Annotated in this window: 14 protein-coding genes; all 14 read right to left on the reverse strand. The window is 60.9% G+C overall.

Features of this window, described 5'->3' with window-relative positions:
* Nucleotides 1–82 precede the first annotated feature (82 nt).
* Nucleotides 83–1,624 carry a F0F1 ATP synthase subunit alpha gene (atpA, locus tag PHO31112_RS12575; RefSeq protein WP_150620810.1) on the reverse strand — a complete coding sequence of 514 codons (1,542 nt, stop codon included), beginning with the start codon at nt 1,622–1,624 and terminating at the stop codon, nt 83–85.
* Between the two features lie 50 nt (nt 1,625–1,674).
* Entirely contained in the window at nt 1,675–2,205 is a 531-nt protein-coding gene (locus tag PHO31112_RS12580) for a F0F1 ATP synthase subunit delta (protein WP_010807760.1), read from the reverse strand.
* A 2-nt stretch (nt 2,206–2,207) separates the two neighbouring features.
* On the reverse strand, nt 2,208–2,678 hold the full coding sequence (locus tag PHO31112_RS12585) for a F0F1 ATP synthase subunit B (protein ID WP_042113619.1): 471 nt from the start codon (nt 2,676–2,678) through the stop codon (nt 2,208–2,210).
* A gap of 125 nt (nt 2,679–2,803) precedes the next feature.
* Complete coding sequence (atpE, locus tag PHO31112_RS12590; RefSeq protein WP_010807762.1) at nt 2,804–3,070, reverse strand: F0F1 ATP synthase subunit C; 267 nt, start codon at nt 3,068–3,070, stop codon at nt 2,804–2,806.
* An 85-nt stretch (nt 3,071–3,155) separates the two neighbouring features.
* Nucleotides 3,156–4,004 carry a F0F1 ATP synthase subunit A gene (gene atpB, locus PHO31112_RS12595; protein ID WP_150620811.1) on the reverse strand — a complete coding sequence of 283 codons (849 nt, stop codon included), beginning with the start codon at nt 4,002–4,004 and terminating at the stop codon, nt 3,156–3,158.
* Between the two features lie 70 nt (nt 4,005–4,074).
* A complete protein-coding gene (locus PHO31112_RS12600; RefSeq protein WP_150620882.1) occupies nt 4,075–4,578 on the reverse strand; it encodes an ATP synthase subunit I in 504 nt (167 codons plus the stop codon).
* Between the two features lie 244 nt (nt 4,579–4,822).
* Nucleotides 4,823–5,938: an SLC13 family permease gene (locus PHO31112_RS12605; RefSeq protein WP_150620883.1), complete on the reverse strand. Its 1,116-nt coding sequence runs from the start codon at nt 5,936–5,938 to the stop codon at nt 4,823–4,825.
* Nucleotides 5,939–6,083: 145 nt separating this feature from the next.
* Nucleotides 6,084–6,983, reverse strand: coding sequence for a ParB/RepB/Spo0J family partition protein (locus PHO31112_RS12610; protein WP_150620812.1), 900 nt, complete (start codon nt 6,981–6,983; stop codon nt 6,084–6,086).
* A gap of 27 nt (nt 6,984–7,010) precedes the next feature.
* Nucleotides 7,011–7,781 carry a ParA family protein gene (locus tag PHO31112_RS12615; RefSeq protein WP_010807767.1) on the reverse strand — a complete coding sequence of 257 codons (771 nt, stop codon included), beginning with the start codon at nt 7,779–7,781 and terminating at the stop codon, nt 7,011–7,013.
* A gap of 181 nt (nt 7,782–7,962) precedes the next feature.
* Nucleotides 7,963–8,547 (reverse strand): lipocalin family protein, encoded by a 585-nt coding sequence (locus PHO31112_RS12620; RefSeq protein ID WP_150620813.1) that lies wholly within the window; start codon nt 8,545–8,547, stop codon nt 7,963–7,965.
* On the reverse strand, nt 8,544–9,224 hold the full coding sequence (rsmG, locus tag PHO31112_RS12625) for a 16S rRNA (guanine(527)-N(7))-methyltransferase RsmG (protein WP_150620814.1): 681 nt from the start codon (nt 9,222–9,224) through the stop codon (nt 8,544–8,546). Before rsmG ends, PHO31112_RS12620 begins: the two co-directional genes overlap by 4 nt.
* Nucleotides 9,225–9,236: 12 nt before the next feature.
* On the reverse strand, nt 9,237–11,210 hold the full coding sequence (mnmG, locus tag PHO31112_RS12630; protein ID WP_150620815.1) for a tRNA uridine-5-carboxymethylaminomethyl(34) synthesis enzyme MnmG: 1,974 nt from the start codon (nt 11,208–11,210) through the stop codon (nt 9,237–9,239).
* 1,704 nt (nt 11,211–12,914) lie between these two features.
* Nucleotides 12,915–13,661, reverse strand: coding sequence for an ABC transporter ATP-binding protein (locus PHO31112_RS12635; protein ID WP_150620816.1), 747 nt, complete (start codon nt 13,659–13,661; stop codon nt 12,915–12,917).
* Complete coding sequence (locus tag PHO31112_RS12640; RefSeq protein WP_150620817.1) at nt 13,661–15,457, reverse strand: branched-chain amino acid ABC transporter ATP-binding protein/permease; 1,797 nt, start codon at nt 15,455–15,457, stop codon at nt 13,661–13,663. Before PHO31112_RS12640 ends, PHO31112_RS12635 begins: the two co-directional genes overlap by 1 nt.
* Between the last annotated feature and the right edge of the window lie 6 nt (nt 15,458–15,463).

Raw genomic sequence — 15,463 nt, forward strand, 5'->3', positions numbered from 1 at the left:
CTCCTTGTCTCGGCGCGACGTCCGCTCTTGCCTGAACATCGCGCCTTCCCGGGTCCGTTGAATAGTTACCGATTCAACCGGATTAGTAAGCGCCGGTCTTCTTGACGTCCTTGATCGCAGCGTGCAGGGCGGCTTCGTCGTCCTTCGAGAGATCTTTGGTCTCTTCGATACGGCCGATGAGCGCGCCGTGGCTGGTCTTCAGAACGTCGCGCAGACCCTTTTCGAACGGCAGCACCTTAGCGATTTCGAGATCATCCAGATAGCCGTTGTTGGCGGCGAACAGCGACACGGCCAGTTCCCACACTTGCAGCGGCTGGTATTGCGGCTGCTTGAGCAGTTCCGTCACGCGGCGGCCGCGCTCGAGCTGCTTGCGGGTGGCTTCGTCCAGGTCCGAGGCGAACTGCGCGAACGCAGCCAGCTCACGATACTGTGCGAGGTCGGTACGAATACCGCCCGACAGCTTCTTGATGACCTTCGTCTGTGCGGCACCGCCAACGCGCGACACCGAGATACCGGCGTTGATTGCCGGACGGATACCTGCGTTGAACAAGTCGGTTTCCAGGAAGATCTGGCCGTCGGTAATCGAGATCACGTTCGTCGGAACGAAGGCGGTCACGTCGCCGGCTTGCGTTTCAATAATCGGCAGTGCCGTCAGCGAACCGCTTTGACCCTTCACGGCACCGTTGGTGAACTTCTCGACGTACTCTTCCGAGACGCGAGCTGCGCGCTCGAGCAGACGCGAGTGCAGATAGAACACGTCACCCGGGTAAGCTTCACGGCCCGGCGGGCGGCGCAGCAGCAGCGAGATCTGACGGTAGGCCCAGGCTTGCTTGGTCAAATCGTCATAAATGATCAGCGCGTCTTCGCCGCGGTCGCGGAAGTATTCGCCCATCGTGCAACCGGCGTACGGTGCGATGAACTGCATGGCGGCCGAATCCGAGGCGGTGGCGGTCACGATGATCGTGTATTCCATCGCGCCGTGCTCTTCGAGCTTGCGCACCACGTTCATGATCGACGAGGCCTTCTGACCGATCGCGACGTAGACGCAGGTCACGCCCTTGCCCTTTTGCGAGATGATCGTGTCGATGGCCACGGCGGTCTTACCCGTCTGACGGTCACCAATGATCAGTTCGCGCTGGCCGCGGCCGATCGGCACCATGGCGTCGATAGCCTTCGTACCGGTTTGCAGCGGCTGCGACACCGACTTACGCCAAATCACGCCCGGGGCGATCTTTTCGATGGCGTCGGTTTGCTTGGCATTGATCGGACCCTTGCCGTCGATCGGCAGACCCAATGCGTCGACGACGCGGCCCTTCAGTTCCGGGCCAACCGGCACTTCCAGAATGCGGCCCGTGCACTTGACGGTATTGCCTTCCGAGATGTGCTCGTATTCGCCCAGAATCACGGCGCCGACGGAGTCGCGCTCGAGGTTCAGTGCCAGACCGAACGTATTGCCCGGGAATTCCAGCATTTCGCCCTGCATCACGTCCGACAGGCCATGGATGCGGCAGATACCGTCGGTCACCGAAATCACGGTGCCTTCATTACGGACTTCGGCGCCGCTCTCGAGACCTTGAATCCGGCTCTTGATCAGTTCGCTGATTTCAGAGGGATTGAGTTGCATATGTGCTCCTGATATTCAATTCTTGCCGTCGCAGGCGTATCGCGCCGGGCTCAGGCCGTCAGCGACGTCCGCATAGCCGCCAGGCGGGCGCGCACCGAAGTGTCCAGCACCTCGTCGCCAACCACCACACGCACGCCACCGATCAGCGACGGGTCTACCGTCACGCTCGGGTTGAGCTTGCAGCCGAACTTGTGCTCGAGGCCCTTGACCAGCGAGGTCAGTTGCTCACCTTCGAGCGGGAAGGCGCTTTCGATCGTGGCATCCGCCGAACCGGCGGCAGCGTTCTTCAACGCTTCGAATTGCACGGCGATTTCCGGCACAGCGGCCAGACGGCCGTTTTCGACCACAGCGGCGACGAAGTTGCGCACTTCGGCGTCGGTCGATTTCACGGCTGCGGTCAGCACGTCGACGACTTGCGCCGGCGTGACTTTCGGATCGTCGGCCAGATTGGCCACTTCGGGCAGCGCTGCCACTTGCGCCAGTTCGCGCACCAGCTCCGACCAGCGATTCAGGTCGCCGGACTTCGCCACGCGGAACAACGCCTCGGCATACGGACGAGCGATGGTTGCGAGTTCGGCCATGATCAGAGCTCTGCCTTGAGTTGGTTCAGCAGGTCGGCGTGGGCCTTGGCGTCAACTTCACGCTTCAGGATCTGCTCGGCGCCCTTGACAGCCAGACCGGCAACTTCTTCGCGCAGCGATTCACGGACCTTGACGGCCTGGTTCTCGGCTTCGGCTTTGGCGTTGGCGATGATACGGGCGGCTTCGGCTTGCGCCTGGGCCTTGATCTCGTCGGCCACTGCCAGTGCGCGCTTCTCGGCGTCGGCAATACGCTTCGCGCCTTCGTCGCGGGCTTCCGCGAGGGCTTGCGTGGAGCGCTTGTTGGCGGCATCGAGTTCAGCCTTGCCCTTATCGGCAGCAGCCAGACCGTCAGCGATTTTCTTCGCGCGTTCGTCGATAGCCTTGATCAGCGGCGGCCACACGAACTTCATCGTGAACCATGCCAGGATCAGAAACACGACGGTTTGCGCGAACAGAGTTGCGTTTATGTTCACGGTGTTTCCTTTCGGTGATGCGAATCGATTGGCAAAACAGCGCGCCCCATTGTGCCTGCTGGCTTGGGCGCGCCGTTCATGTCCAGTTGGCCGCGCGGATCAGTGCGCGACCGGCCGAAAGAAACTTAAGCGAGCTTCGACAGCAGCGGGTTCGCGAACGCGAACAGCATGGCAACGCCCACGCCGATCAGGAATGCAGCGTCGATCAGGCCGGCCAGCAGGAACATCTTCGTTTGCAGCGGGTTCATCAGCTCGGGCTGACGGGCGCACGCTTCGATGTACTTACCGCCCATCAGCGCGATACCCAGACAGGCGCCGATAGCACCCAGACCGATGATGATGCCGATACCGATGGCGGTCAGACCCTGGATGTTGGCGATGAAAGCTTGCATGATTACTCCTTTTGGTTAGAGACTTGAAACTTTGAATTTGAAAAACTGAAAAACCGGGAAACCCTTAACGACTCGCAACGACCGATCAGTGATGGTCATGCGCCTGACCGATATACACGAGCGTAAGCATCATCATGATGAACGCCTGGAGCAACACGATCAGGATGTGGAAAATCGCCCATGCGGTGCCGGCAATGACGTGACCGACAAAACCCAGCACCGACGCATCTGCGCCAAAGCTCCAGATACCGCCCAGCAGAGCGATCAGCAGGAACACCAGTTCGCCGGCGTACATATTGCCGAACAGTCGCATACCGAGCGACACGGTCTTGGCACAGAATTCGATGAGGTTGAGCAGCAGGTTCGGAATCCACAGCAGGAAGTGGTTACCGAACGGTGCGGTGAACAGCTCGTGCATGAAACCGCCCGCGCCCTTGATCTTGAAGCTGTAGAACAGCATCAGGATGAGCACGCCAACGGCAATACCGAGCGTGCCGTTCAGATCGGCCGTCGGCACAATGCGATGGTACGTGATGATCGAACCCAGGCCCACCCACCCGATCACCTTCGAGGGCAGATCGACGGGCAGCAAGTCCAGCGAGTTCATGAGCGCGACCCAGACAAACACGGTCAACGCGAGAGGAGCGATGAAGGCACGATTGCCGTGCACGATGCTCTTCGATTGGTCTTCCACCATCTCGACGAGCATTTCCACCGCAGCCTGGAAGCGGCCCGGCACGCCCGACGTGGCTTTGCGGGCGGCCATCCACAGCACGAAGCAGCCCAGAACGCCCATCGCGATCGACCAGAACATGGTGTCCCAGTTGATGATCGAAAAATCGACAATGCTAGTCTGCGTCGAACTCGCGAGATTTTGCAGGTGGTGCGAAATGTACTCCGACGGGTTCGGAGCGTGGCCGGCTTCTACTGACATAGCGATCAAACACCCAATTATGAAAATCCGCACACGGTAGCGCGTCGACACGTGAGCGGCATTCCCACCGCTACTTCAGTACCATCGCCAGCCAATAGGCTTTCAACGTCAGTACGAAGGTGACGAGGAACGCGACCCAGTGAATTCCTGGGTAGCCGAACGCTACCGCCACCAACAACGCAATCGTCGTGACTACCTTGACCGCTTCTCCCATCACCAGCGAACCGATGGAGAGGCGATCACCTGACATCCTTAGCCGCAACGCAAACAACGCGCCCGGTATCCAACCGATCATTCCGCCCAGCCAGGCGGACACCGCCGCATCTTGTGGCGATGCCGAGAGAAACCACCAGGCCAATGTCGCTACCAGCGACAGTAGTACCTGGGCTCCCACCACCCTGAATGGAGTCACACGGGATGCGCGTCCCACATCGGGACCGAACAGGCGCTCGGCCTGCGCACGCGTGAGCGGAACGATTGTCTCTTGCTCCTGCTCGTCGTCCCAATTCTCTGATGTTGCGCGTGCCGGCGCTTGCGGTTTCGGTTCCAAGTTCGACCGTTTATCTTCGGTCATCTCGTTGCCTCCCCGCCCGACTCGTGCAAAACGAATGGGCTCTTCAAGCAGATAAATCCGCGAGATTTTACGGGACATTACGAACGCCAGTCAATCGAAACGCGCAACAAATTCGCCGAAATTGTGCAGTGCATGCTTCGATTTGGCGCCAACTTTCATGGAGCACCATTTTGCTCATGGTGCAACGCGGCATTCCCGGCGAACGCTGCGCAATCGCTGCACCTTCGCGGGGTTTGGTGCGTGATCATACCCATTTCAGGGCGATGGAACCAAGGAAAAACGCCACCAAAAAGAACGGGAGGGAAAGCCAATGAAAGTGCCACCAGATTTTTCCCGATTTCGCCATGCGCAATGCGATCAGGTTGGCCAACGAACCGATCGCCAGGCCGAAGCCGCCGACAGCCACGCCATGCGCGAGCGCCGGCCAGTTGTGACTGTACTCGGCGAGCAGAATCGCCGCAGGCACGTTGCTGATGACTTGCGACAGCACCGCAGCGCCCGCATAGGCCATTACCGTCCCGGAGAAATCCACGTGCCCCAAAGTGGCGCGCACTTCGGGCAGCCCGGCCACACCCCGTAGCACGACGAACATCAGCACGAAAATCGCAAGCAGCAGCCAGTCGATGCCGAACACCGCATTGCGGCGTGCCACCAGCAGCACCGCTGCCACGCCTGCACAGGCCCAGGCGGCATACCCGTGGTCCGCGAGTACGACGAAGGCGACGAACAGCGTCAAGGCGACCCACAGCAGCGTCCAGCGCACGTCGTGCCTCGGGCCACGCTGCTGAAAATGCAGCGCGCGAGAATCGAACGCGGCCGCGCACATCGCCAGCAGCACGGCCATGAGAGCGAGCGTGAGCGGCGTCATCATGACAACGTACGCACCGAAGCTCATGCCGCTTTGTTGCCACAGAAAGAGGTTTTGCGGATTGCCGAACGGTGTGAGACTCGAACCGGCGTTGACCGCCAGCGCGAGGAAGATGATCAGGCGCTCGATCCTCACGGGGGCAATCCGGGCGAGCGATCGTGCGAGCGGCACGACGGCAAAGAGTGCAACGTCGTTGGTGAGCAGCGTGGACAGGGCGGCGGCAAACGTCACCATCAGCAACGCGAGACGCCGCTCCGTCCGAAACGCCCGCAGCAGTCGCTGCGCCAGCCAATCGAGAAAACCGCTCTGGTCGATGGCGCGCGTGAGCATTAGCAATCCCGCAAGCGTGAGGATCGTTTGCCGATCGATGCGCGCGAACAGTTCGCCGGCGCTCACGGGACGAAACATCTGCAGGATGACGAATCCGGCGAGCAGAATAACCAGCACCCAGTCGCTGCGCACACGTTCGTACGTCGCGCGCAAGATGCGCAAAGTGTGCAAGGCGTGCGTCGTGACGGCACCCCGCGACGGCACCGGAGCGAGGGCGTCGTCCGCTGCCTGCGACGCCGTTGGCTTTGCCTTGCCTACCGGTTCACCGGCGGGTTCGTTCACGGAAAAGTTAGGCAGTAGACCAAAATTACTCGGCACGAATGCGCGCGAGGATACCGTCGAGCGCATCGAGACTGCCGAAATCGATCGTGAGTTGTCCGGCCCCTTTCCGACCGACCTTGATCTTGACGTTCGACGCGAGCAGATCCGACAGCTCGTCTTCGAGACGCGTCACGTCGCGACCGCCCTCTTCCGCCGAGCGACGACGAATGCCGTCGCCCTGCGGCTTCAGCGACGCGTTGACGACCCGCTCGGTATCGCGCACCGACAAGCGCTTATTCACCACTTGATTGGCGAGCGTGATCTGTGTGGCGGCGTCGACGGCGAGCAACGCACGGGCGTGCCCCATGTCGAGATCGCCCGCCAGCAGCATGGTCTGCACCGGCTGCGCGAGATTGAGCAAACGCAACAGGTTCGACACTGCGCTGCGCGAGCGGCCGAGCGACTCGGCGGCCTGTTCATGCGTGTAGTTGAATTCGCCGAGAAGACGTTGAATGCCTTGCGCTTCTTCGAGCGGATTCAGGTCTTCGCGCTGAATGTTCTCGATAAGCGCCATTGCGGCGGCGGCTTCATCGGAGACGTCGCGCACGAGCACCGGCACTTCGGCCAGCCCGGCGATGCGCGCGGCGCGGAAGCGTCGTTCGCCCGCAATAATTTCGTACTTCTCACCATCGACACGACGCACCAGAATCGGCTGCATCAGGCCCTGCGCGCGAATGCTCGCTGCAAGTTCCTGCAATGCCCCTTCATCCATGCGCGTACGCGGTTGATACTTACCGGCCTGAAGACGCTCGAGCGACATGACCGACGGCGCGCCGTCGGCACCGGCTTCGGCCGCGCCGTTGTGGTTATCGGCGTGCGCGCCGAGCAGCGCTTCGAGGCCGCGGCCCAGGCCCTTTTTTTTCAGTGCGTTGGTCTTGGTCGCCATGACAATGCGTTCCTGCGCGATTGCGCCTTACATAGTTTGAATGCGCGCGATCATTTCCGCGCCGAATTGGAGATACGCCTTCGCACCGCGCGACGCGGGATCGAAAACGACACCCGGCATACCGTAGCTCGGCGCTTCGGCGAGTCGCACATTGCGCGGAATGATCGCGTTGAACACCTTGTCTCCGAAGTGCTCCTTGAGCTGCTCCGAGACTTGTTGCTGTAGCGTGATGCGCGGGTCGAACATCACGCGCAACAGCCCTATCACTTTCAGGTCGCGGTTCAGATTCGCGTGCACCTGCTTGATCGTGTTGACGAGATCCGACAGCCCTTCCAGCGCGAAATATTCACACTGCATCGGAATGATGACGCCATGCGCCGCGCACAACCCATTGAGGGTCAGCAACGAGAGCGTCGGCGGGCAATCGATGAGGACGAAATCGTAGGCATCGTCGACCTTGGCGAGCGCTTGCTTGAGTCGCGTGTCGCGGTTCTCGAGCGAGACGAGTTCCACGTCCGCACCGGCCAGTTCGCGATTGGCGGGCAGCACGTCGTAACTCCCCGACTCCGAGCGCTGGCAACTCGTCGTGACATCGGCACCGTCGACCAGCACTTCGTACACGCTCGACTCGAGTGCGGCCTTGTCGATACCGCTGCCCATCGTCGCATTGCCCTGAGGATCGAGGTCGACCAACAAGACCCGCTGCCCGTGCGACGCCAGTCCGGCAGCGAGGTTCACCGTGGTGGTCGTCTTGCCGACGCCGCCCTTCTGATTGGCCACGCAGAAAATTTTCGCCATGCCGATGTAGTCCTCCGAATGCTGCCGTGTTGATGCCATTGATGCAGATGATGCCGGGATTACACCGGTCAGGCGAACCCACCGTACCGCCGGTGAGCCGATACATCCCGCAAATTCGATTTTCTGAGTAAAGCTCAGTTCTTGCGCTGACTGGCCGGCGTCAGATGCGCCGGCGCTGTGCTCAGGGGACGCTCGCCTTCTGGGGCGTCAACACCAGTTTGTCGGTGTCGTAGCCCTGCTTGCGCAACTGGGCACGGACTTGATTCAGTGCATTTTCGTCGAGCGTCGGCGTGCGCGAAAAGATCCAGAGGTACTCGCGGCTTGGCTCCCCAACAGCGGCAAACTGGTAGTCGCCGTCGAGAACGATAACCCAGTAGTTCGCCCAAAGCCAGGGAATCCAGCGTAACCAGTCGGGCGCAAAGGTGACTTTGAAGCGAGCCGTGCCGGTGCCTTGCCCGTCGGTGCGAGCCAGACCGGTGTCGCTGACCCAGGTACCGTCTTCTTTACGGCACTTGTTCGTGACGTCGATCCTGCCGTCCGCTCGTGCCACGTAATCTGCGGTCACGTCCGACGCACATTTTCGCTCGAAGAAATTCGGGTAGCGTGCTATTTCGTACCAGGTGCCGACATATCGCTCTTTGTCGATTTTCGGCACCGGGCGTACACGGGTCGTCAGCGATTCCTGCCCGGACTGCGCCCAGGCGACGGCAGCCACCATCGACAAACCGACCATGGCGGCCCCTATCCAGCGGGTGACGGTATTCATGCCGTCACCTTCACGCGGAGCAAGTGACGCTCGGCGTCGAGAAACGGCACGTTTAACGGCAGGCGTTCGACCAGCGCACAGCCGGCCGGCAGCGCAAGCTCGCTCTCGGCGGCCACGCCTTTCATGGCCCAGAAGCTGCCACCGGGGGCGAGCAGATTGCGAGCCAGCGTAACGAAATCGGACAATTCGGCGAAGGCGCGCGAGACGATGGCATCGAACGGTGCGGGCACTTCTTTGCCGACGACGAGTGACTCGACCCGGCCGGTCACAACGGTCAGGTTGGTGAGTTTGAAGGTCGCGCGGGCTTGCGTGAGGAATGCCGTCTTCTTGTGAACGATGTCGTTGACTGTCACCTGCCAGTCGGGACGAACCATGGCAAGCACCACGCCGGGCAACCCACCACCTGAGCCGACATCAAGCACGCGTGAAATTGGCTCACGATCGAGACGAGGCAGTATCGAGAGGGAATCGAGCAAGTGCTTGATGACCATCTGCCGCGGATCACGGATCGAGGTCATCTGCAACGAGGCGTTCCATTTGGCCAGCAGTGCCTGAAAATCGAGCAGACGGGCCTGTTGCTCGTCGCTGATGGACAGGCCCAGTTGCCGGATACCGTCGGCCAATAACGTGCTCAACTCATTGCCGCCGTTGGTGGCAGCCTTTCGCGGATCAATCATGAGGTCTCCGCGTCAGGCTGCGTGCTGGTCGCCGTCATCGGCGGCAGTGGCATCGGCAGTCGTGTCCTCCGACGCACGGCGGCGTCCGAGACCTTTCTTGAGGTGGATCATCAGCAACGAGATCGCGGCGGGCGTCACACCGGAGATACGCGATGCCTGCCCCAGTGTCTCCGGCCGCTGTGCATTGAGCTTCTGGCGGACTTCGATCGACAGACCCCTGACATCGTTGTAATCGATGCTGGCGGGCAGCACGGTATTCTCGTTGGCTTCCTTGCGCACGATTTCATCGGCCTGACGATCGATGTAGCCCTGATACTTGACCGCAATTTCGATCTGTTCGCGAATCAGGTTGGCCTGCAATGGATCGTCGGACAACTGCCCTTCGGGCGCGAGACGGCCGCCCTGCACGGCCATCAATGCGTCGTACCCGACTTCCGGGCGGCGCAGCAGATCGGCCAGCGAGTACTCATGATCGATGGCCTTGCCAAGCAACGGCACGGAATCTTCGGCCGGGAAGGTCTTCGGATTCACCCATGTGGATTTGAGACGTTCTGTTTCACGTGAAACAGCATCGCGTTTGCGGCAGAACGCTTCCCAGCGAATATCGTCGACCACGCCGAGTTCGCGGCCGATTTCCGTCAGTCGCATGTCGGCATTATCCTCGCGCAGCGACAGGCGATACTCGGCGCGGCTGGTGAACATTCGATACGGCTCGGAGACGCCACGCGTGATCAGGTCATCGACCAGCACGCCGAGGTATGCCTGATCGCGCCGCGGACACCAGGCATCGCGCCCTTGTACCTGCAGCGCGGCATTGATACCGGCGAGCAGCCCCTGAGCGGCAGCTTCTTCGTAGCCGGTTGTGCCATTGATCTGGCCCGCAAAGAACAGACCGGAGATCACACGGGTTTCGAGTGAGCTACGCAGTCCGCGCGGATCGAAGTAATCGTATTCGATGGCGTAGCCGGGCCGCAGGATGTAGGCATTCTCCATACCTTTCATGGAGCGGACGAGTTCCAGTTGCACGTCGAAAGGCAAGCTGGTGGAGATGCCGTTCGGGTAGAACTCGTTGGTCGTGAGGCCTTCGGGTTCGAGATAGATCTGGTGCGACGTCTTGTCGGCGAAACGATGGATCTTGTCTTCAATGGACGGGCAATAGCGCGGACCCACCCCTTCGATAACGCCGGTATACATTGGCGATCGGTCGAGTCCAGCGCGGATGATATCGTGGGTGCGCTCGTTGGTATGCGTGACCCAGCATGGCACTTGGCGCGGATGTTGTTCCGGGCGGCCGAGGAACGAGAACACGGGTACCGGATCGAGATCGCCGGGCTGTTCTTCGAGAACGGAGAAGTCGATGGAGCGACCATCGATGCGGGGTGGTGTACCGGTCTTCAACCGGCCTTGGGGCAACTTCAACTCTTTGAGGCGTGCCGACAAGCTGAGCGCAGCCGGATCTCCTGCGCGACCACCCACGTAGTTGTTCAGTCCGACGTGGATCTTGCCGTCGAGGAAGGTGCCTGCCGTCAACACGACGGCGCGAGCGCGGAAGCGCAATCCGATCTGGGTAATAGCGCCGACAACCCGCTCACCCTCGACGATGAGATCGTCAACGGCTTGTTGGAACAGCCAGAGATTGGGTTGATTTTCCAGCCGGTGGCGGATGGCTTGCTTGTAGAGAAGGCGATCAGCCTGCGCACGAGTGGCGCGGACGGCCGGCCCCTTGGACGAATTCAGAATACGGAACTGAATACCGCCCTCGTCAGTCGCGGCGGCCATGGCACCGCCCAGTGCATCAACCTCTTTGACGAGATGGCCTTTGCCGATCCCACCAATGGAGGGATTGCAGCTCATCTGGCCGAGCGTCTCGATGTTGTGGGTGAGCAGAAGTGTTTTACAGCCCATACGGGCCGAGGCGAGTGCGGCCTCGGTGCCGGCATGGCCACCACCCACCACGATCACGTCGAACTCGGTTGGATAAAGCATCGCAATTTTGCCGCGTGCGGCAAACTCTCTGGATTCGGTAATTGCGGAATTATAGCGGCATTGCGGTGCATCATTTGTAACTGCCGCAGTGTTTCACGTGGAACGTGCGTGGAAAAGTACGGTTTTGGGGACTGTTTCACGTGAAACGTTGAGGGCGGACGAGTTATCCGCGGACTCCACCTCGTCGGAGCGACGGCATTCCACCACTGCTTCCCCGAACACCGGCGTCGCCCTCTCCCACTTCCGGGCGACGAAGATTGCCGGATCGATTGCCCCAGTACAACCATCGAAGCATCGGTAAGTGTGTTTCACGTGAAACGTTGGGGATGAATGGGCTACCCGTGGGCACCGCCACCTCGTCACAGCAACGGCACTCCACCACCACTTCCCCCAACACCGGCGTCGCCCCCTCCCACTTCCGGGCAGCGAAGATCGCCGATACCCTGACTGCGCTCCACTTGAAAGTCGCTCCGTCAGGGCACCGACAATCTCCGCCAGCTCAGCATCCGAGTACAACCATCGAAGCATCGGCAAGTGTGTTTCACGTGAAACGTTGGAGATGAACGGGCTACCCGTGGGCACCGCCACCTCGTCACAGCAACGGCACTCCACCACCACTTCCCCCAACACCGGCGTCGCCCTCTCCCGCTTCCGGGCAGCGGAGATCGCCGATACCCTGACTGCGCTCCACTTGAAAGTCGCTCCGTCAGGGCACCGGCAATCTCCGCCAGGTCGATGCCCGAGTACAAACATCGAAGCATCGGTAAACCTGTTCCACGTGAAACGTTGGGGATGGACGGGATACCCGTGGGAGTCGACACCTCGTCGCAGCAACGGCACTCCACCGCCACTTCCCCCAACACCGGTGTCGCCCCCTCCCACTTCCGGGCAGCGAAGATCGCCGATACCCTGACTGCGCTCCACTTGAAAGTCGCTCCGTCAGGGCACCGGCAATCTCCGCCGGGTCGATTGCCCGAGTACAACCGTTAGCGACGTCCCTTTGTTTCACGTGAAACGTGCCGGAATGCGATGCGTGAACGCCGATGGCCGTAGGACTCCAGAAAAGCAGTGCATCATCCGGCACCGGAGTTTTCCACGGACGAATCTCCATTACGGGAATGGCGGACGACGGACGGTGGGTATCCCAGCGGATTAATGCCACCCCGGGTCGGAAACTCGGACGTTTGAGAAGTGGGGATTGGCGGTGCCCTGAAGAGCGACTTTGAGGTGGAGCGCAGTCAGGGCGCCGCCGCCGGGATCGCGGGATGTGGCGTCTCAAGGCTGCTCGACAACCCACCGTTTCACATGAAATCACGAAACGAAGAATGAAGGACGAAGCCCAAAGCCCCTCCGGATCCCCCCATCGGAGTACCTTATCCACATACACGCACTGCGGTATCCAACCGGCCTTCGGGAATTTGCTTTTCTGTGGATAACCTTAAGCGACTTTTCCTCAAGATTTTCGAGGAAATCGCGCAACCCCTTATTGTGGCGGTGCGCCAAAGATTTTGAATATCCACAACTATCCACAAGCAACTGTGAATAAGTGAGTCCGGCCCATATCGTGAATAAGGCTTTGACGTCACTCTCCAAAAATGGGGCCGGATATCCTCCAACGGATGCACACATGTCCTGGCACAAAAGAAAAAAAGCCCGCCGAACTGGCGGGCCTTTCCGTCAAAGCAGTCTGACAAACAACGCGCGTCAGGCTGCCTTCTTCGCCAACCCCAGATAGGTCTCGATGACTTTGGGATTGCTGGCCAACTCCTGCGCCGGGCCTTCCAGCGCCAGCTCACCTGTCTCGATCACGTAGCCGTAGTCGGCCACTTGCAACGCCGCACGCGCGTTCTGCTCGATTAGCAGCGTAGCCACGCCCGTCTTACGCAAGTCATTGATGATATGGAAGATTTCCTTCACGATCAGCGGCGCCAGTCCAAGGCTCGGCTCGTCGAGCATCAGCAACTGGGGCTTTGCCATCAACGCACGGCCCACCGCCAGCATCTGTCGCTCCCCCCCCGACAGCGTCCCCGCCTGCTGTACACGCCGCTCTTTGAGGCGCGGGAATAGCCCGTAGACTACTTCCATCTGGTCCAGGAAGTTCTTCTCCCCCGCCCGCTTGCGACGGTAGGCGCCGAGCAGCAGATTGTCCTCGACGGTCATTGTCGAGAACAGCTCGCGCTTTTCGGGCACCAGGCACATGCCGCGCGACACCCGGGCTTCGATGGTCAGCGCCGACATCTCATGACCGAGATACGCCACGCTGCCCTTGCTCGACCCGTTGTGCGGCAGCGCCCCCATGATGGCGTTGAGCATGGACGACTTGCCCGCACCGTTCGGCCCGATCACCGTCACGATCTGGCCCGCCTCCACCCGCAGATGCGCACCGTGCACTGCCTCGACTTTGCCGTATGCAACGGCGAGGTCCTTGACCTCAAGAATCGCGTCTGCCATTACTCCACTCCTCCAAGGTACGCCTCGAGCACCGCCGGGTTTTTCTGCACGTCTTCAGGCAGCCCCTCGGCGATCTTCGTGCCGAACTCCATCACCACCAGGTGATCGGTCAGATTCATCACGAAGTCCATGTCGTGCTCGACCAGCAGCACGCTCATCCCTTCATCCTTGAGCTTCCTGAGCAGATCGCCCAGCGCCTGCTTCTCTTTGTAGCGAAGGCCGGCCGCCGGCTCGTCGAGCAGCAACAACGTCGGGTCGCACGCCAGCGCGCGGGCAATTTCCAAAATACGCTGTTGACCCAGCGCCAGACTGCCCGCCTCGTCGTACATATGTGCGCCAAGGCCCACACGCTCGATCTGCATTCTGGCTTCGTTCAACAGCATCGCTTCTTCGTGGCGATCCAGACGCAGCACGCTCGACCACACGCCCGCTTGCGGACGGCGGCGCAGCCCGTTCTTGTCGCGCAGATACGCACCAATCGCCACGTTCTCGAGTACGCTCATGTGCGGCATCAAGCGCACGTGCTGAAAGGTGCGGCCAATCCCGCGCTTGACGATTTCACGCGACGGCAAACGATCGATGCGCTCCCCAAGGAACGAAATCTCGCCCCGGGTGGCTTGCAGCACGCCCGTCACCAGATTGAATGTCGTCGATTTGCCCGCCCCATTCGGCCCGATCAAACCCACGATCTCGCCGGCCTTCACCTCGAACGATACGTCGTTCACCGCGACCAGACCGCCGAACTCCTTGCGTGCCTTTTCGAGCTTGAGCACCACCTCGCCCAGCGCAGGCTTCGCACGATGTCCCAGCGGATCGGCATGCTCCGGCGCCTTTGCGACGCGTCGCGCCGGGAAGATCTTCCCGAAGAACGGCCACACGCCGTCACGCGCGTATTGCAGCAGCAGCACGAGCAGCACACCGAAGACGATGGTCTCGAAATTGCCATTGGCGCCCAGCAGCACCGGCAGAATATTCTGCAGATAGTCTTTGAGCACGGTCAGGATGGCCGCGCCGAGCACCGCGCCCCACACGTGCGACACCCCGCCCACCACGGCCATGAAGAGGTACTCGATGCCGTGGTTCAGGTTGAACGGCGTCGGATTCACGGCCCGTTGCAAGTGCGCGTACAGCCAGCCCGAGATCGCCGCAAGCACGGCGGCATACACGAACACCACGACCTTCATCCACGCGGTGTTCACCCCCATGGCCTCGGCCATGACGCCACCGCCCTTGAGCGCGCGAATGGCACGCCCCGGACGCGAATCGAGCAAGTTCTTGATCGACACCACCGCCAGCACCACGACGATCCAGATCAGATAGAACATCTGACGCCCGCTCGCCAGCTCGATGCCGAACAGGTTGATGGTCGGGATGTCGTTCAGGCCGTCGTACTTGCCCAGGAACTCGAGGTTGCCGAACAGGAAGTACAGCGCCAGCCCCCAGGCAATCGTGCCCAACGGCAGGAAGTGGCCGGACAGACGCATGGTGATCGCACCGATGACCAGTGCCGCGGCTGCCGTGATCGCCACGCCGACGATCAAACCCAGCCACGGCGATGCACCGTAGGCGGTGGTCAGATACGCGGTGGCATACGCGCCCAGGCCGACGAACGCCGCCTGTCCGAACGACGTCATGCCGGCCACGCCCGTGAGCAAAACGAGGCCGATGGCCACGATGCTGTACAGGCCAATGTAGTTGAGCAGCGTCACCCAGTACTCAGGCAAACGCACCGGCGCAGGCAGGACCGGCAACACGGCCAGCACTACCAGGAAAATCAGGAAGTATTTGTTTTTCATTCTGTG

It is taken from the genome of Pandoraea horticolens (assembly GCF_902459555.1).
In the GTDB taxonomy this organism is placed as follows: Bacteria; Pseudomonadota; Gammaproteobacteria; order Burkholderiales; family Burkholderiaceae; genus Pandoraea; species Pandoraea horticolens.